At 72.2% G+C, this 17028-nt stretch carries 14 protein-coding genes; 12 read left to right on the forward strand and 2 right to left on the reverse strand.

The annotated features are described in order from the left end of the window. Positions 1-39: 39 nt before the first annotated feature. Complete coding sequence (locus ABUL08_RS08765; RefSeq protein ID WP_350936291.1) at positions 40-660, reverse strand: L-threonylcarbamoyladenylate synthase; 621 nt, start codon at positions 658-660, stop codon at positions 40-42. Between the two features lie 101 nt (positions 661-761). Here ABUL08_RS08765 and ABUL08_RS08770 point away from each other — a divergent pair, with 101 nt between their 5' ends. From ABUL08_RS08770 to ABUL08_RS08815, 10 genes are all read left to right on the forward strand, one after another. After that, positions 762-1082 (forward strand): hypothetical protein, encoded by a 321-nt coding sequence (locus ABUL08_RS08770; RefSeq protein ID WP_350936293.1) that lies wholly within the window; start codon positions 762-764, stop codon positions 1080-1082. Positions 1083-1163: 81 nt separating this feature from the next. Next, positions 1164-1724 carry a cysteine hydrolase family protein gene (locus ABUL08_RS08775; RefSeq protein ID WP_350936295.1) on the forward strand — a complete coding sequence of 187 codons (561 nt, stop codon included), beginning with the start codon at positions 1164-1166 and terminating at the stop codon, positions 1722-1724. Between the two features lie 291 nt (positions 1725-2015). Next, complete coding sequence (locus tag ABUL08_RS08780; protein WP_350936298.1) at positions 2016-3017, forward strand: LacI family DNA-binding transcriptional regulator; 1002 nt, start codon at positions 2016-2018, stop codon at positions 3015-3017. A 115-nt stretch (positions 3018-3132) separates the two neighbouring features. Then, positions 3133-4806, forward strand: coding sequence for an ABC transporter substrate-binding protein (locus tag ABUL08_RS08785; protein ID WP_350936299.1), 1674 nt, complete (start codon positions 3133-3135; stop codon positions 4804-4806). A 68-nt stretch (positions 4807-4874) separates the two neighbouring features. Continuing rightward, positions 4875-5930 carry an ABC transporter ATP-binding protein gene (locus ABUL08_RS08790; protein ID WP_350936300.1) on the forward strand — a complete coding sequence of 352 codons (1056 nt, stop codon included), beginning with the start codon at positions 4875-4877 and terminating at the stop codon, positions 5928-5930. Then, positions 5927-6907 carry an ABC transporter permease gene (locus ABUL08_RS08795; protein ID WP_350936301.1) on the forward strand — a complete coding sequence of 327 codons (981 nt, stop codon included), beginning with the start codon at positions 5927-5929 and terminating at the stop codon, positions 6905-6907. The genes ABUL08_RS08790 and ABUL08_RS08795 overlap by 4 nt, the downstream gene beginning before the upstream one ends. A gap of 54 nt (positions 6908-6961) precedes the next feature. Then, positions 6962-7951 (forward strand): ABC transporter permease, encoded by a 990-nt coding sequence (locus tag ABUL08_RS08800; protein WP_377522744.1) that lies wholly within the window; start codon positions 6962-6964, stop codon positions 7949-7951. After that, entirely contained in the window at positions 7948-8955 is a 1008-nt protein-coding gene (locus ABUL08_RS08805) for an ABC transporter ATP-binding protein (RefSeq protein ID WP_350936305.1), read from the forward strand. The genes ABUL08_RS08800 and ABUL08_RS08805 overlap by 4 nt, the downstream gene beginning before the upstream one ends. A gap of 50 nt (positions 8956-9005) precedes the next feature. After that, on the forward strand, positions 9006-10412 hold the full coding sequence (locus tag ABUL08_RS08810) for a GH1 family beta-glucosidase (RefSeq protein ID WP_350936306.1): 1407 nt from the start codon (positions 9006-9008) through the stop codon (positions 10410-10412). Between the two features lie 157 nt (positions 10413-10569). Further along, positions 10570-12462 (forward strand): ricin-type beta-trefoil lectin domain protein, encoded by a 1893-nt coding sequence (locus tag ABUL08_RS08815; RefSeq protein WP_350936307.1) that lies wholly within the window; start codon positions 10570-10572, stop codon positions 12460-12462. Between the two features lie 35 nt (positions 12463-12497). Here ABUL08_RS08815 and ABUL08_RS08820 read toward each other — a convergent pair whose 3' ends face one another. Then, positions 12498-13757, reverse strand: a complete 1260-nt coding sequence (locus ABUL08_RS08820; RefSeq protein ID WP_350936309.1) for an ROK family protein — start codon at positions 13755-13757, stop codon at positions 12498-12500. A gap of 162 nt (positions 13758-13919) precedes the next feature. On the opposite strand from ABUL08_RS08820, the gene ABUL08_RS08825 reads away from it, so the two are divergent. After that, the gene (locus tag ABUL08_RS08825; RefSeq protein ID WP_350936311.1) at positions 13920-15317 is read left to right on the forward strand and encodes a glycosyl hydrolase family 18 protein; all 1398 of its coding nucleotides are present in this window, start codon (positions 13920-13922) and stop codon (positions 15315-15317) included. Between the two features lie 229 nt (positions 15318-15546). Further along, positions 15547-17004, forward strand: a complete 1458-nt coding sequence (locus tag ABUL08_RS08830; protein ID WP_350936313.1) for a cellulase family glycosylhydrolase — start codon at positions 15547-15549, stop codon at positions 17002-17004. The last annotated feature ends 24 nt before the right edge of the window (positions 17005-17028 follow it).

The raw sequence follows: 17028 nt of genomic DNA on the forward strand, positions 1-17028 counted from the left end.
GCCGGTGGCGCAGGGTCGAACGACCGAACGGGTGACGGGCTACTCGAATCGTGAGGTGTCGCCGGCCCCGTGGCGCAGGATCTCCGGCTCCCCCTCGGAGAGGTCGATGACGGTGGTCGGCTCCGTGCCGCACTCGCCCGCGTCGAGCACCGCGTCGAGGGCGTGGTCGAGGCGTTCCTTGATCTCCCAGCCCTGGGTCATCGGCTCGTCCTGCCCGGGCAGGAGCAGGGTGCTGGAGACCAGCGGCTCGCCCAGCTCGGCCAGCAGCGCCTGGGTGACCGTGTGCGCGGGGACGCGGACACCGACGGTGCGCTTGCGCGGGTGCAGCATCCGGCGCGGCACCTCCCGGGTCGCCGGCAGGATGAAGGTGTAGCTGCCCGGGGTGCACGCCTTCACCAGCCGGAAGACCGCGTTGCTGATCTGCACGAACTGGCCGAGCTGCGCGAAGTCGCGGCAGACCAGGGTGAAGTGGTGCCGGTCGTCGAGCCGGCGGATCTCCCGGATCCGGTCCAGCCCGTCCCGGTTGCCCAGTTGGCAGCCGAGGGCGTAGCAGGAGTCCGTCGGGTAGGCGACGAGCCCGCCGTCCCGGATCAGGCCGGCGACCTGACCGAGGATGCGGGGCTGCGGATTGTCGGGATGGATGTCGTAGTACCGGGCCACGGGGCCGAGCCTACGTCGCTGCTCGGCACCATTTTCCGGCGCGAGGTTTGGGCGGTGGACGGGCTGGAAACATCCAGGGCCGTTTCGAAGGAGGAACAGGCATGCCGGAGTCCGGTACAGAGCGGTTCGACGCGTCCCCCGAGCGCCCCGACGAGGTGACCGATCCGCTGCTGTGGAAGCTCGCCCTGGCCGTGGCGGACGCGCACGCGCCCGACGGCGACGGGTGCGCCAACCTCGCCTGTGCAGGCCAGGGCTGGCCCTGCGCCGCGTGGAACAACGCCCAGCACGCGCTGCGGGTCGCGCGGTCGGCACCCGGCGAGCCCGCGCCGGCTCCGCTGCGGTCCACCCCCGCCGGGTCGGGCCCGGTCGATCCGATCGTGGGCTGGTCCACCGCGCTGGTGCCCGCCACCACCGCCGCCTGACGGGCCCTCCCCGCCGCGTCCCTGCCGAGTTGTCGGTGGGTGGCAGTACGGTCCGGTGACACCGGAACCCAGGGGGAGATCATGACCACACTCGAGAACAGGCCGCACACCGCACTGCTCGTCGTCGACGTGCAGAACGGTGTGGTCGCGGGTGCTCACGAGCGCGACGCGGTCGTCGCGAACATCGACGGCCTGGTCGCGCTGGCGCGGCGCGAGGGCGTGCCGGTGGTCTGGGTGCAGCACTCGGACGAGCAGCTCGCGAAGGGCGGCGACGACTGGCGCATCGTCCCCGAGCTGACCCCGGGCGACGCCGAGCCGCTGGTGGAGAAGACCTACGGCGACTCCTTCGAGGACACCGACCTCGAGGCGGTGCTCGCCGGCCTGGGCGTCGGGCGGCTGGTGGTCGTCGGCGCCCAGACCGACGCGTGCATCCGGTCGACCCTGCACGGCGCGCTCGTGCGGGGTTACGACACGACGCTGGTCAGCGACGCCCACACGACCGAGGACCTGACGGCCTGGGGTGCGCCGCCGCCGGCCCAGGTGGTCGCGCACACCAACCTCTACTGGTCCCACCAGGCGGCGCCGGGCCGCACGGCCGGCACCGTCGAGACGAAGGACGTCGACTTCGGCGCGGCGTCCTGACCGCGGGCTGACCGCAGGCACGCTTCCGCCCCCGACCGTCGGCTCTCCACCGATGGTCGGGGGCGTCGTGCTGCGGGGATCCTGAACGCATCGACGCTGGTCAGCGCGCATCTCGGGGTGGCCGGAGTCGTCCTGGCCGTCGGGCCGCTTCTTTCATAGCTTGAAATTAGGGATGGTTTGTTATCCGCCCGTTATTGACGTGACCGGGGCCACTCGGATTGACTGCGACGGAACCGCTTCCGCAACCGGTTCCACCGCACCGACCCGACCCCTCCGACCCGGGAGCGCCACGTGCCGATCACCATCGCCGACGTCGCCGTCCGGGCCGGCGTGAGCAAGACGACGGTCTCCCGGGTGCTCAACGGCAAGGACGAGGTCGACCGGCGTACCGCCGACCGGGTCCGGGCCGTGATCGACGACCTCGGCTACGTGCCCAGCGCCCGCGCCGTCGGGCTGGCCCGGGGCCGTACCCGGGTGGTCGGCATGCTGGTGCCGGCGCTGACCTGGCCGTGGATGGGCGAGGTCCTCCAGGGCGCGGTCGACGTCGTCGAGGCCGAGGGGTACGGCCTGCTCCTGTTCACCTGCAACCGGGGCGACGAGTCGATGCGGCGGTTCGCCTCCCAGGTCTCCGCCAAGTCCTTCGACGGCCTGCTGGTGGTCGAGCCGGAGGGCACCCTGGACTACATCACCGAGCTGCACCGACGCGGCCTGCCGGTGATCCTCGTCGACGACCGGGGGCACCAGCCCGGCTTCCCCTCCGTACGCACCACCAACGCCGACGGCGCCCGAGCTGCCGCCACCCACCTGCTGGCCCTCGGTCGACGGCGGCCCCTGGTCGTCACCGGCCTGCGCCGCTTCGGTTGCACCCGGGAGCGGCTGGCCGGCTTCGCCCAGGGTTACGCCGACGCCGGCGTGCCGATCGACCCCGCCCTCACCGTCGAGGGCGACTTCACCTTCGAGTGCGGACGCGAGGCGGTACGCCGGCTGCTCGTCGCCGGGGTGCCCTTCGACGCCGTCTTCGCCCACAACGACCTCTCCGCCGCCGGCGCCCTCCAGGCGCTGCGCGACGCCGGCCACCGGGTGCCGCAGGACGTGGCCGTGGTCGGTTTCGACGACCTGCCCCTCGCCGGCCACACCCACCCGCCGCTGACCTCCGTACGCCAGCCGTTGCGTCAGATGGGGGCGGTGGCCGCCCGCACCCTCATCTCGCACTTCGGCGGCGCACCCCTGCCCGACCAGCCGACCGTCATCCCGACCAGCTTCACCGTGCGCGCCTCGACCACCGGCACCTGACTTCTGCTCCGCACCCCCACCGCCGGTCGGCACCACCGACCGGTGGCGGTACCGCACACCCTCCACCCACCACCGAATCCGCTCCCCGAGCCGGGAGCACCCGAGGGAGACCACCATGAGAAGACGGCACCTCATCGCCATCGCGCTGGCCGGCGCGGTGACCCTCGCCGGCTGCGGCGAGACCGCGAACACCAAGGCCCGCGACGGCAAGGGCAGCGCGACCGTGCTCAACGTCGGCATGCCCAACGGCCCGCAGACCGAGAACCACAACCCGTTCCTCACCACCTCCGCTGCCGCGTCGCTCGGCTACCGGTGGCAGATCTACGAGCCGCTGATGATGTGGAACCCGGTCAAGCCGGCCGACCCGCTCAAGCCGTGGCTGGCCACCAAGGCCGAGTGGTCCCCGGACTACAAGTCGGTCACCGTCACCGTCCGGGACAACGCCACCTGGTCCGACGGCAAGCCGGTCACCGCCGCCGACGTCGCGTTCACCTACAACCTGGTGAAGAAGAACGACGCGCTGAACAGCTCGGCCACGCCGTACCAGTCGGTCACGACCACCGGCAACCAGGTCACGCTGACCTTCGCCTCGCCGCAGTTCGTCAACCAGCAGAAGATCCTGGCCCAGGTGCCGATCGTGCCGGAGCACGTCTGGTCGACGATGAAGGACCCGACCACCGACATCAACAAGAACCCGATCGGCAGCGGGGCGTACACGCTGAAGTCGTTCACCCCGCAGACCACGACGCTGTCGGTACGCACCAGCGGCTACTGGCAGGAGCTGCCGAAGGTCAAGGAGCTGCGCTACACGTCGTACACCGACAACAACGCGCAGACCACCGCCCTGGCCAACGGCGAGTCGGAGTGGAGCTTCGTCTTCATCCCCAACGTCAAGACGGTCTTCGTGGCCAAGGACGAGAAGAACCACAAGGTGTGGGCGCCGCCGGTGCTCGGCATCCACGGCCTCTACATCAACACCACGAAGAAGCCGTTCGACAACCCGGCGCTGCGCCGGGCGATGAACATGGTGATCAACCGGGAGGACATCTTCAACCAGGCCGAGTCGGGCTACTTCCACCCGCTCGTACGCAGCGTCACCGGCCTGCCCAGCCCCGCCGGGGACAGCTACATCTCCGCCGACTTCAAGGGCCAGGAGCAGAAGGTCGACGTCGAAGGGGCGAAGAAGACCCTCACCGACGCGGGCTTCAGCTATGCCGGCGACACCCTGAAGGATCCGTCCGGCAAGCCGGTCACGCTCACCCTGACCGACCCGGCCGGCTGGTCGGACTACCAGACCAGCCTGGAGATCGTGAAGGACAACCTGGCGAAGATCGGCATCACCGCCTCCGTCGACAAGGCCAACCAGGACGCCTGGTTCCGCAACGTCGAGGAGGGCCGCTTCGACGCGACCTTCCGGTGGACCAACGGCGGCGCCACCCCGTACGACATCTACCAGACGGTGATGGACGGCCGGCTGCTCAAGCCGGTCGGCAAGGCCTCCCCCGCCGGCAACTTCGGCCGCTTCGACAACCCCCAGGCCACGGCGGCGCTGGCCGCGTACGCCAACGCCACCGACGACGCCGCGCGGACCGCGGCACTGGCCACGCTCCAGAAGGTCTTCGTCGAGCAGGCCCCGATGATCCCGGTCGGCGCGGACAACGTCGGCGCCGCCTACAGCACCAAGAACTGGACGGGCTGGCCGGACGACAGCAACGCGTACGGGGCGGCGCAGCCCACCCAGCCGAACGCGGGCGACGTCGTGCTGCACCTGAGGCCGGCGGGTTCCTGACCGGACGGGTCCGGGCGGCGGCACCCCCGCCGCCCGGACCACCGACGACGACAAGACAGGAATCGCCCATGGCATCGCCCACCACCGACGCCCCGGCCGCCGGAGAGGACGTGCTGGAGGCGGTCGGCCTCACCAAGCACTTCCCCGTCCGCCGCCGGCTGCGCGGCCTGCTCTCCCGCACCCGGCTGACCGTGCACGCGGTCGACGACGTCGACCTCACCCTGCGCCGCGGCCGGGTGACCGCCCTGGTCGGCGAGTCCGGCTCCGGCAAGTCAACCGTCGCCCGGCTGCTCGCGCAGCTCCAGCCGCTGACCGCGGGCACCGTCCGGCTGCACGGCACGCCGGTCACCGTCCGCGGCGGTCGACCCTTCCGGGCGTACGTCCGGCGAGTGCAGATGATCTTCCAGGACCCGTTCGCCTCGCTGAATCCGGTGCACACCGTGCGCTACCACCTGACCCGGGCACTGCGGGTGCACGGCAACGCCGGGCGCAGCAGCGCGGATCTGGAGGCGGCCCTGGCCGGGCTGCTCGACCGGGTGTCACTCACCCCGGCGGAGCGCTACCTGGACAAGTTCCCGCACGAACTCTCCGGCGGGCAGCGGCAGCGGGTCGCCATCGCCCGGGCGCTCGGCGCCGACCCGGAGGTGCTGCTCGCCGACGAGCCGGTCTCGATGCTCGACGTCTCGATCCGGCTGGGCGTGCTGAACCTGCTGCGCGACCTGAAGGAACGGCTGCGACTGGCCGTCCTCTACATCACCCACGACATCGCCTCGGCCCGCTACTTCGCCGACGAGACGCTGGTGATGTACGCGGGCCGCCTGGTCGAGGGGGGCGACAGCGAGACCGTCACCCAGCACCCGGCGCACCCGTACACCCGGCTGTTGATCGAGTCGGCGCCCGACCCGGACCGGATCACCGGCGCGACCCGGGCGGGCGACGGCGAGCGCGGCGGCGGCGAGCCGCCCAGCCTGATCCGGCCGCCGGCCGGCTGCCGGTTCCACCCGCGCTGCCCGGCGGCGATGCCGCGCTGCGGCACGGACCTGCCACCCCGGCTGGCGGTCGGCGACCGGCCCGGCCACTGGGCGGCCTGCTGGCTCTACGACCCGGCGGAGGCGACGTCATGACCTACCTGCTGCGCCGAATCGGCTTCTATCTCTTCACCGCCTGGGCGGCGCTGACCCTCAACTTCTTCATCCCCCGGCTGATCCCCGGCGACCCGGTGAAGTCGCTGATCGCCCGCTACCAGGGCCAGCTCAGCACCGACGCGATCAACTCGCTCTACGTGCTGTTCGGCATCGACACCCACGACAGCCTCTGGGACCAGTACGTCGACTACTGGCGGCAACTGCTGCACGGCGACCTGGGTCTGTCGTTCACCGCGTTCCCGGCGCCGGTGTCCGAGGTGATCGCCGACGCGCTGCCGTGGACGCTCGCCCTGGTCGGCGTGACCACGCTGGTCAGCTTCCTGCTCGGCACCGGGTTGGGCGTGCTGGCCGGCTGGCGGCGCGGCTCCTGGGTGGACGGGCTGCTGCCGGCCACCACCTTCCTCTCCTCGGTGCCGTACTTCTGGCTGGGCCTGGTGGCGATCGCGCTGCTGGCCGGTCCGGGCAGCTTCTTCCCCTCCTCCGGCGGCTACGACCCCGGCCTGGTACCCGCACCGGACAGCATCTTCCTCGGCAGCGCGGTACGGCACAGCGTGCTGCCCGCCGCGACCATCCTGATCTCGTCGATGAGCGGGTGGATCCTCAGCATGCGCAACATGATGGTGACCGTGGCCGCCGAGGACTACATCACCGTGGCGCACGCCAAGGGCCTGCCGGAGCGCCGGGTCGCGCTGAGCTACGCGGCGCGCAACGCGTTGCTGCCGAACATCGCCGGGTTCGCGCTGTCGCTGGGCTTCATCGTCGGCGGCACCCTGCTGGTGGAGATCGTCTTCTCGTATCCGGGGCTGGGTTTCCTGCTCTTCCGGGCGGTCAGCGCCAAGGACTACCCGCTCATGCAGGGCATCTTCCTGGTCATCACGCTGTCGGTGCTGGTGGCGAACCTGGTCGCCGACCTGGCGTACCTGGCGCTCGACCCGCGTACCCGCAAGGAGGGCTGAGGGGTGTCCATTCCGACCTCCAGCATCGAGCAGGTCATCCCCGAGCAGGGGGCGATGGCGCAGCCGTCCGCCGCGCCCCGGCGCCGCCGCTGGCGCTTCGTGACCGGCGGCAAGGCGGCCACCGGGCTGGCCGTGGTGGCGGGGTACGTGCTGCTCGCGGTGCTCGGCCCGTCGATCGCCCCGTACGACCCGGACGCCCGCAGCGGCGACCTGCTCCAGCCGCCGTCGGCGCAGCACTGGTTCGGCACCACCCACCTCGGCCAGGACGTGTTCAGCCAGATCCTGGTCGGCACCCGCGGGGTGATGCTGGTCGGGTTGACCGCCGGGGTGGTGGCGACCGTCCTGGCGGTCCTGGTCGGGGTGACCGCCGGCTATCTCGGCGGGCTCGCCGACGACGGGCTCTCCGCGCTGTCCAACGTGTTCCTGGTGATCCCGGCGCTGCCACTGATCATCATCGTGACCTCCACCATCAGCGACGCCGGTGACCTGGTGGTGGCCCTGGTCATCGGGCTGACCTCGTGGGCCTGGGGGGCCCGGGTGCTGCGCGCCCAGACGCTGTCACTGCGCCGCCGCGACTACGTGGAGGCGGCCCGGGCCACCGGGGAGACCACCTGGCGGATCATCGTCTTCGAGATCCTGCCGAACCTGACCGCGATCATCGCCTCCGGCTTCGTCGGCACGGTGATCTTCGCGGTGATGTCGGAGATCACCCTGGCCTTCATCGGGATCTCGTCCATCTCGTCGTGGAACTGGGGCACGATCCTGTTCTGGGCGCAGAGCCAGCAGGCCCTCGCCCAGGGCGCGTGGTGGTGGTTCGTCCCCGCCGGGCTGGCCATCGCCCTGCTCGGCACCGCCCTCGCGCTGATCAACTTCGGCATCGACGAGTTCGTCAGCCCCCGGCTGCGCAGCGCCGGCCGGACCCGGGTCCGCACCACCGACGGGCACGTGGTCCGGATGCGGGTCGGCTTCACCCCGGTGCTGGCGTCCCGGGCCGTCCCCGCGCCCCGTGCGGGCGCGGTCACCCCGAAGGAGGTCGGGCGATGAACGAACCCGTGCTGGAGATCAGGAAGCTCCGCGTCGACTACGGGCTCGGCGACGAGGCGGTGCACGCGGTCCGCGAGGTGGACCTCACCCTGCACCGCGGCGAGGTGCTCGGGCTGGCCGGCGAGAGCGGCAGCGGCAAGTCCACCCTGGCGTACGGGTTGACCCGGCTGCTGCCGCCACCCGGCGTGATCAGCGGCGGCGAGGTCATCTACCACCCGGCCGACGGCCCGCCGGTCGACGTGCTGTCGCTGGACCCCGCCGGGCTGCGGGCGTTCCGCTGGGCCGAGACGTCGATCGTGTTCCAGGGGGCGATGAACTCGCTCAACCCGGTGCACAAGGTCTCCACCCAGCTGCTGGACGTGATCCGGGCGCACGAGCCGCGCAGCACGGCCGCCGGGCGGCGGGCCCGGGCCCGGGAGCTGCTGCGACTGGTCGGCATCGCCGCGGACCGGCTGGACAGTTATCCGCACCAGCTCTCCGGCGGGATGCGGCAACGCGTCATGATCGCCATGGCGCTGGCGCTGGAGCCGCAGGTCGTCATCATGGACGAGCCGACCACCGCGCTGGACGTGGTGATGCAGCGGCAGATCCTCGGCCAGCTCGCCGAGCTGCGCGACCGGCTCGGCTTCGCGGTCCTGTTCATCACCCACGACCTGTCGCTGCTGGTGGAGTTCTCCGACCGGATCGCCATCATGTACGGCGGCCGGATCGTCGAGGAGGCGCCGGCCGGCGAGCTGTACCGGCGGGCGCTGCACCCGTACACCGACGGGTTGCTGCACTCCTTCCCGGCGCTGCGCGGTCCGCGGCGCGAGCTGACCGGCATTCCCGGCTCCCCGCCGGACCTGCGCGCCATGCCGACCGGCTGTGCGTTCCACCCCCGCTGCCCCCGGGCCTTCACGCCCTGCGCGGCCGAGCTCCCGCCGCTCGGGCCGCCCGGTGACGACGCCCCGGAGCGCGCGGTCGCCTGCTGGCTGCACCCGGCTGCGGCACCGGTACCCCGGTGACCGAGCCACCCCCCGTCGTCCCCGAACCGTCCGCGACCGCGAGGAGAACCATGGACAGCGACCGCACCACCCCGGCCACCCAGGCCGACCCGATCGACACCCTGCCGCCGACCTTCCGCTGGGGGGTGGCGACCTCGTCGTACCAGATCGAGGGGGCGGTGGCCGAGGACGGCCGGACACCGTCCATCTGGGACACCTTCTGCCGGGTGCCCGGCGCGGTCGCCGGCGGGGACACCGGCGACGTGGCCTGCGACCACTACCACCGGATGCCGCAGGACGTCGCGCTCATCGCCGACCTGGGGCTGGACACCTACCGGTTCTCGGTGGCCTGGCCGCGGGTGCAGCCCGGCGGGCGGGGACCGGCGAACCCGGCCGGGCTGGCCTTCTACGACCGGCTGGTGGACGAGCTGCTCGGGCGGGGCGTGGACCCGTGGGTCACCCTCTACCACTGGGACCTGCCGCAGGAGCTGGAGGACGCCGGCGGCTGGCCGGTACGGGACACCGCGTACCGGTTCGCCGACTACGCGGAGCTGGTCTTCGCCGCGCTCGGCGACCGGGTGAAGACGTGGACCACGCTGAACGAGCCGTGGTGCTCGGCGATGCTCGGGTACGCGTACGGCGACCACGCTCCCGGCCGGCGGAGCCTGGGCGACGGCATCGCCGCGGCGCACCACCTGCTGCTCGGGCACGGGCTGGCGGTGCAGCGGCTGCGGGCGGCGGCGCCCGGGCCGGTGGAGCTCGGCATCACCGTCAACCTGGCCACCGCCGACCCGGCCACCGACAGCCCGGCGGACCGGGACGCCGCCCGCGCCGCCGACGGGCTGGGCAACCGCCTCTACCTCGACCCGCTGGTGCACGGCCGCTACCCGGAGGACGTGGTCGACGATCTGGCCCGCCAGGGCGTCCGGATCCCGGTCGAGGAGGGTGACCTGGCGGTCATCTCCACCCCGTTCGACGTGCTCGGCGTCAACTACTACTTCGGCCAGCTCTTCTCCGGCGTCGACGAGCAGGGCCGTGACCGGGACGACGACGGCCGCCCGGTGCAGCGGGTGGTCCGGCGGGACCTGCCGCGCACCGCGATGGACTGGGAGATCGTCCCGGACTCCTTCACCGAGCTGCTGGTGCGGCTGAGCCGCGACTACCCGGGCGTGCCGTTGGTGATCACCGAGAACGGGGCGGCGTTCGACGACCGGCCCGACGCGGACGGCTTCGTCGCCGACGACGACCGGGTGGCGTACCTGGCCGAGCACCTGCGTGCGGTGGCCCGGGCCCGGTCGGCGGGGGCGGACGTGCGCGGCTACTTCGCCTGGTCGCTGCTGGACAACTTCGAGTGGGCGTACGGCTACGACAAGCGGTTCGGCATCATCCGGGTCGACTACGACACGCAGCGGCGTACCCCGAAGCGCAGCGCGCTCTGGTACCGCGACACCGTGCGGCGGGTGCGCGGGCAGCGCTGATCCCCCGCCGACGGCGGCCGCCCGGGGACCCGCCCGGGCGGCCGTCCCGTCGTGCCCGAGCACCCCGCGCGGGCACTTTTTTCATGCCTTGACATAAGCCTGCGGCGCGTGTTCCCTCAGTCATGCACATCGATGTATGACCCGGAAGGGAGCACCCGTGCACCCCACACCCCCCACCACCCGCCGCACGGCCACCCGCGCCACCCTCGCGCTCTGCCTCGTCGCCGGCACCGTCACCCTCTCCCCTGCCCCGGCCCGGGCCGCCGGGGAGAGCGTCGGCGTCTGGCTCACCACCACCTCCGACGCGGGCGGCCGGACCGTCACCCGCGGCCTGCAACCCCAGACCCCGGTCGCCTTCGCGGCCACCAGCCCGGCCGCCACGCAGACCATCACCGTCGACGAGAACACCCGCTACCAGCAGTTCGAGGGGGCCGGCGCGTCGATCACCGACACCACCGCCTACCTGCTGCGCGGCGGGCCGGTCAGCGCCGCCACCCGGGACGAGGTGATGCGCAAGCTGTTCAGCACAGCCGACGGCATCGGGCTCTCCTTCGTCCGCAACCCGATCGGCGCCTCCGACCTGTCCCGGCCGGGCAACGTCTCGCTCGACGACACCTGCTGCGACCTGAACGACTTCGGGGCGAATGGCTACGACACGAACGTCGAGCTGCTCACCGCGCAGGCCCGCCAGCTCAACCCGGCGCTGCGGGTGATGGTGGTGCCGTGGAGCGCGCCCGGCTGGATGAAGGACAACGGCCGGATGGACCAGATGGGCTGGCTGAAGTACGAGTACTACGCCAGCTACGCGCAGTACTTCGTGAAGACCATCCAGGCGTACGCGGCCCGCGGTGTGAAGGTCGACTACGTCTCGTTGCAGAACGAGCCGAACTGCTGCCAGGCGGGCAACCCCACCGCGATGGACTACCCCGGCATGAGCTGGAACTCCTCCGGGCTGGTGGAGCTGACGAAGAACTTCGTCTACCCGGCGTTCCGGGCCGCCGGCATCACCACCAGGGTGCTCGTGCACGACTGGAACTACGGCGACTACGGCACCATCGGCTCCGGGCTGCTGGCCGACACCGCCGTCCGCACCGACCCGCTCTTCGGCGGCATCGCCTGGCACGGCTACTGGGGCGACCCCGCCGTCGGCAGCCAGGTCCACGACCAGTACGCCGCCGTGCCGCAGTTCAGCACCGAGCACTCCGGTGGCACCTGGATCGGCAACCAGCACAACGAGGACCTGGCCGACATCGTCAACTACGCCCGGAACTGGAGCCGCAGCGTGGTGAAGTGGAGCCTCGCGGTCAACCAGAACATGGGCCCGCACAACGGCGGCTGCGGCACCTGCACCGGCCTGATCACCGTCCACGAGGGGGACTCCCGCGCCGGCCAGGTGGACTACACGATCGAGTACTACACCACCGGGCACCTGACGAAGTTCGTCCGGCCCGGGGCGTACCGGATCGACTCGACCGCCAGCAGCGCGGTGCCGAACGTCGCCTGGCGCAATCCCGACGGCTCCAAGGCGCTGATCGCGCACAACGGTGGCACGTCCGCGCAGTCGGTGAAGGTGGTCTGGGGCGGCCAGTCGTTCACCTATTCGCTGCCCGCCCGCACCACCGCCACCTTCACCTGGTCCGGCACCCCGTCCGGCACGCCGAGCGGGTCGACCGGCACGGTCACCGGGCTGGGCGGCAAGTGCCTGGACGTGACCGACAACAACTCCGCCGACGGGACCCCGGTGCAGATCTGGAGCTGCTTCGGCGGCCCCAACCAGACGTGGACCCGGGCCGCCGACGGCACCCTCCGCGCCCTGGGCAAGTGCCTGGACGTCTCCGGCGGCGGCACCGCCGACGGCACGAAGGTGCAGTTGTGGACCTGCAACGGCACCCCCGCCCAGCAGTGGACCTGGACCGCCGGGCGGGACCTGGTGAACCCGCAGGCGAACAAGTGCCTCGACGTCACCGGCAACACCGCCACCGACGGGACGAAGACGCAGATCTGGTCGTGCACCGGGGGCGCGAACCAGAAGTGGACCCTGCCCGCGTGAGCGACGCCGGGCCGGCGGTCCGCCGGCCCGGCGGCTCAGCGGGCGCGGGAGCGCGGGCGACGCGCCGGTCGCGGCGGCGTCATCCGGACAGCGGCCGGGTCGCGCGGCACACCGCCGTCGCGCAGCAGCCGGGCCATCGGCAGGGTGGCCGCGCCCATCGCGACCGCGTCGGGCCCGAGCTGGCACAGCTCGATCGAGGTCTGGGCGTACGGCTGGCGCAGCGCGTGCCGCGCGGTGGCCTCGCGGATCTGCGGCAGGTAGCGCTCGCCGAGGGCCAGCCCGGCCCAGCCGCCGAGCACCACCCGTTCCGGGTTGAAGAGGTTGACCAGCGTCGCGACGCCGGCGCCGAGATAGCCGACGGTCTCGTCGAGCACCTTCGCCGCCGTCCGGCTCGACGAGCGCAGCAGCTCACCGAAGGCGCTCTCCTCGTCGCCGCCGGCGGCCGGCCGACCCCGGTTGGCCTGGCGGAACCGGTCGAGGACCCCCTCCGCGCCGACGTACGCCTCCAGGCAGCCGAGGTTGCCGCAGCGGCAGCGGCGACCGCCGTACACGATGGTGGTGTGGCCCCACTCGCCGGCGCTGCTGTGCGCGCCGCGGTAGCCGGTGCCGTCGGCGACCACGCTGGCCCCGACGCCGGAGCCGACCAGGGCGATGACGGCGTGCCGGGCGCCCCGGCCGGCGCCGAACCACATCTCGGCCTGGCCGAGGGTCTTCGCGCCGTTGTCGACGTGCACGGGGATGTCGGTGCCGGCGCGCAGCATGGCGCCCAGCGGCACGCCGTCCCAGCCGAGGGTCTGGGCGTGCACCACGGCGTCGGCGGTCCGCTCGACCGTGCCGGAGACGGCCACGCCGAGGCCGAGCACGGCGGCCGGGTCGACGCCGGCCTGCTCGGTCACCGCGTGCAGGCCGTGCAGCAGGTGGGCGGCCACGTCGTGCGGGTCGGGTTCGGCGGCGGCGATCGGGTACTCCGCCTTGGCGAGGGCGGTCATCGCCAGGTCGAAGAGTTCGACCTGGACCCGGGTCTCGCCGACGTCGGCGCCGACCAGATAGCCGTAGCCGGGGGCGACGCGCAGCAGCACCCGGGGCCGGCCGCCGTCGGAGTCGACCGAGCCGGCCTCCTCGACGATGCCCTCGCCGATCATCTCGCCGACCAGGTTGCTGACGCTGGCCAGGCTGAGCGCGGTGGTCTGCCCCAGCTCGTGCCGGCTCAGCGGGCCGTCCAGCCAGATCCGGGTGAGCAGCACCGAGCGGTTGGCGCGGCGCATGTCGCGCACGGTGGTGCGTCGGGCGTCCATCTCCGCCGCCGTCCTTTCCCTGGGCGCCACCGGCCGGCGACCCCACCCAGGATGCCTCAGCGTCACGGTTCACGCCATGAACCAAGTGGTGACACCCTACCGGCCATTTACATTTAACAAAGTTAACTGATAGCGTCCGGCGCATCGACGAGGAGGTATGTCATGCGACTTCGACCCGGGGCGATCGCCCTGTTCAGCGCGGCGGCGTTGGCCGCCACCACCGCCGCCCTGCCGGTCACCCCCGGCCTGGCGGCGGTGACCGGCGGCACCGGCGCGCTCGTGGTCTGCGACGCCCCGGCCTGGACGGAGGGTGTCACCTACCCCGTCGGCAGCCGGGTCACCTACGCCGGCCGGCTCTATCAGGCCCTGGTCACGCACACCCCGCCACCGGGCGCGGGCTGGAACCCGGCCGCCACGCCGGCCATCTGGAGCGACCTCGGCGCCTGCTCCGCCGGCACGCCCTCGCCCACCCCCACCACCGCCCCGCCCTCCCCCACGCCCACCACGTCGCCCTCGCCGACCACGTCGCCCTCGCCGACCGTGACGCCCTCGCCGACCGCGACGCCGACGATCAGCCCGACGACCACTGCGCCACCGGGGACGACGACCTGCGCGGTGCGGTCCCGGCCGGCCGGCAAGGTGCTCCAGGGCTACTGGGAGAACTGGGACGGCGCGGCCAACGGGGTCCACCCGCCGCTGGGCTGGATCCCGATCACCGACCCACGGATCCCCGGGCACGGCTACAACGTGGTCAACGCCGCCTTCCCGGTGATCCGCTCCGACGGCACGGTGCTCTGGGAGGACGGCATGGACGCCGGCGTCAAGGTGGCCACCCCCGCCGAGATGTGCCAGGCCAAGGCCGCCGGGCTGACCATCCTGATGTCGATCGGTGGGGCCACCGCGGGCATCGACCTCAGCTCCACCGCGGTCGCCGACCGGTTCGTCGCCACCGTCGTGCCGATCCTCAAGCGGTACAACTTCGACGGCATCGACATCGACATCGAGACCGGGCTCAGCGGCAGCGGGGACATCACCCGGCTCTCCACCTCACAGGCGAACCTGATCCGCATCATCGACGGGGTGCTCGCCCAGATGCCCGCGAACTTCGGTCTCACGATGGCCCCGGAGACCGCGTACGTCACCGGCGGCAGCGTCACCTACGGCTCGATCTGGGGCGCGTACCTGCCGATCGTCAAGCGGTACGCCGACAACGGCCGGCTCTGGTGGCTGAACATGCAGTACTACAACGGCAGCATGTACGGCTGCGCCGGCGACTCGTACTCCGCCGGCACGGTGCAGGGCTTCACCGCGCAGACCGACTGCCTCAACGCCGGTCTGGTCGTCCAGGGCACCACCATCCGGGTCCCGTACGACAAGCAGGTCCCCGGCCTGCCGGCGCAGCCCGGCGCGGGCGGCGGCTATCTCGCGCCGGCCTCGGTGAGCCAGGCGTGGAACACCTACCGGGGCGGCCTGAAGGGGCTGATGACCTGGTCGATCAACTGGGACGGGTCGAAGGGCTGGACGTTCGGCGACAACGTCCGGGCCCTCCAGTCCCGCTGACGCGCCACCACACCGCCGGGGTCCCGGGTCGGGGCCCCGGCGGTGCCGCGCGCCGCCCCGCCGGGAACCGGCCGGGACAGTGACGTATCGACATGTTGCGAGGAGCCGGAGGGGCGATCTACGCTGCGGTGGGAGCGCTCCCGAGAACGCTGCGTCGGCTCACCGGGCGAGTCAGCGGCAGCACCCGCCCGCACGTCACCACCACCGACCCAGATGGGGACGATCCCGCATGACGACAATCCCGCGCCCGTCCCGGCGCAACCTCCTGCTCGCCGGCACCGTCGGCGCCCTGACCCTGGCCGCCACCGCCGCCCTGCCCGCGGTCGACGCCATGGCCGCCACCGGCTGCGCCGTCACCTGGACTACGAACAGCTGGCAGGGCGGCTTCACCGCCAACATCACGATCAAGAACCTCGGCGACGCCGTCAACGGCTGGACCCTCGGCTTCGGCTTCCCCGACGCCGGCCAGCGGGTCGGACAGGGCTGGTCGGCCACCTGGCAGCAGAGCGGCAACACCGTCACCGCCCGCAACGTCGACTGGAACGGCAGCCTGCCCAGCGGCGGCACCACCAGCATCGGGTTCAACGGCACCTGGACCACCGCCAACCCGGCGCCCACCTCGTTCACCCTCAACGGCGTGGCCTGCACGGGCGGCACCACGCCCAGCACGCCACCGACCACCGGCACCCCGCCGACCACTCCCCCACCCACCACCCCGCCGCCCACCACGCCGCCGCCGCCCACCGGGACGACGCCGGTGGCCATCAACGGACAGCTCCACGTCTGCGGCACCAAGCTCTGCAACCGGTACGACCGGCCGATCCAGCTGCGCGGCATGAGCACCCACGGGCTCCAGTGGTTCGGCTCCTGCTACAACGACGCGTCGCTGGACGCGCTGGCCACCGACTGGCAGGCCGACCTGCTGCGGATCTCCATGTACGTCCAGGAACAGGGCTACGAGACCAACCCGACCGGCTTCACCAACCAGGTCAACACGCTGGTCGACAAGACCGAGGCCCGGGGCATGTACGCCCTGATCGACTTCCACACCCTGACGCCCGGTGACCCGACGTACAACCTGGAGCGGGCCAAGACCTTCTTCGCCGCCGTCTCCGCCCGCAACGCCAGCAAGACCAACGTGATCTACGAGATCACCAACGAGCCCAACGGCGTGAGCTGGTCCACCATCAAGAACTACGCCGAGCAGGTCATCCCGGTCATCCGCGCCAACGACCCGGACGCGGTGATCATCGTCGGCACCCGGGGCTGGTCCTCGCTGGGCGTCTCCGAGGGCGGCAACTCCGACGAGATCGTCAACAACCCGGTGAACGCCGCCAACATCATGTACACGTTCCACTTCTACGCCGCGTCCCACCGGGACAACTACCGGGCCGAGCTGGAGCGGGCCGCCGGGCGGCTGCCCGTCTTCGTCACCGAGTTCGGCACGGTGTCGTACACCGGGGACGGCGCGGTCGACTCCGCCAGCAGCACGGCCTGGCTGGACCTGCTGGACCGGCTGAAGATCAGCTACGCCAACTGGACCTACTCCGACGCCGCCGAGGGCAGCGCCGCGTTCCGGCCCGGCACCTGCGCCGGCGGCACGTACGCCGGCACCTCCGTCCTGACCGCGTCGGGCAGCTTCATGCGCAACCGGATCCGCACCCCGGACACCTTCCCCACCAGCTGACCGAGCGCGCCCGAGGCGGCGGCG

This window comes from Micromonospora sp. CCTCC AA 2012012 (assembly GCF_040499845.1).
Lineage (GTDB): Bacteria > Actinomycetota > Actinomycetes > Mycobacteriales > Micromonosporaceae > Micromonospora > Micromonospora mangrovi.

Bases quoted from the DNA above. Each gene is read 5' to 3' on its own strand.
- ABUL08_RS08770 (WP_350936293.1), top strand. From the start codon at position 762: ATGCCGGAGTCCGGTACAGAGCGGTTCGACGCGTCCCCCGAGCGCCCC.
- ABUL08_RS08775 (WP_350936295.1), top strand. From the start codon at position 1,164: ATGACCACACTCGAGAACAGGCCGCACACCGCACTGCTCGTCGTCGAC.
- ABUL08_RS08785 (WP_350936299.1), top strand. From the start codon at position 3,133: ATGAGAAGACGGCACCTCATCGCCATCGCGCTGGCCGGCGCGGTGACC.
- ABUL08_RS08790 (WP_350936300.1), top strand. From the start codon at position 4,875: ATGGCATCGCCCACCACCGACGCCCCGGCCGCCGGAGAGGACGTGCTG.
- ABUL08_RS08795 (WP_350936301.1), top strand. From the start codon at position 5,927: ATGACCTACCTGCTGCGCCGAATCGGCTTCTATCTCTTCACCGCCTGG.
- ABUL08_RS08800 (WP_377522744.1), top strand. From the start codon at position 6,962: ATGGCGCAGCCGTCCGCCGCGCCCCGGCGCCGCCGCTGGCGCTTCGTG.
- ABUL08_RS08805 (WP_350936305.1), top strand. From the start codon at position 7,948: ATGAACGAACCCGTGCTGGAGATCAGGAAGCTCCGCGTCGACTACGGG.
- ABUL08_RS08810 (WP_350936306.1), top strand. From the start codon at position 9,006: ATGGACAGCGACCGCACCACCCCGGCCACCCAGGCCGACCCGATCGAC.
- ABUL08_RS08820 (WP_350936309.1), bottom strand. From the start codon at position 13,757: ATGGACGCCCGACGCACCACCGTGCGCGACATGCGCCGCGCCAACCGC.
- ABUL08_RS08825 (WP_350936311.1), top strand. From the start codon at position 13,920: ATGCGACTTCGACCCGGGGCGATCGCCCTGTTCAGCGCGGCGGCGTTG.
- ABUL08_RS08830 (WP_350936313.1), top strand. From the start codon at position 15,547: ATGACGACAATCCCGCGCCCGTCCCGGCGCAACCTCCTGCTCGCCGGC.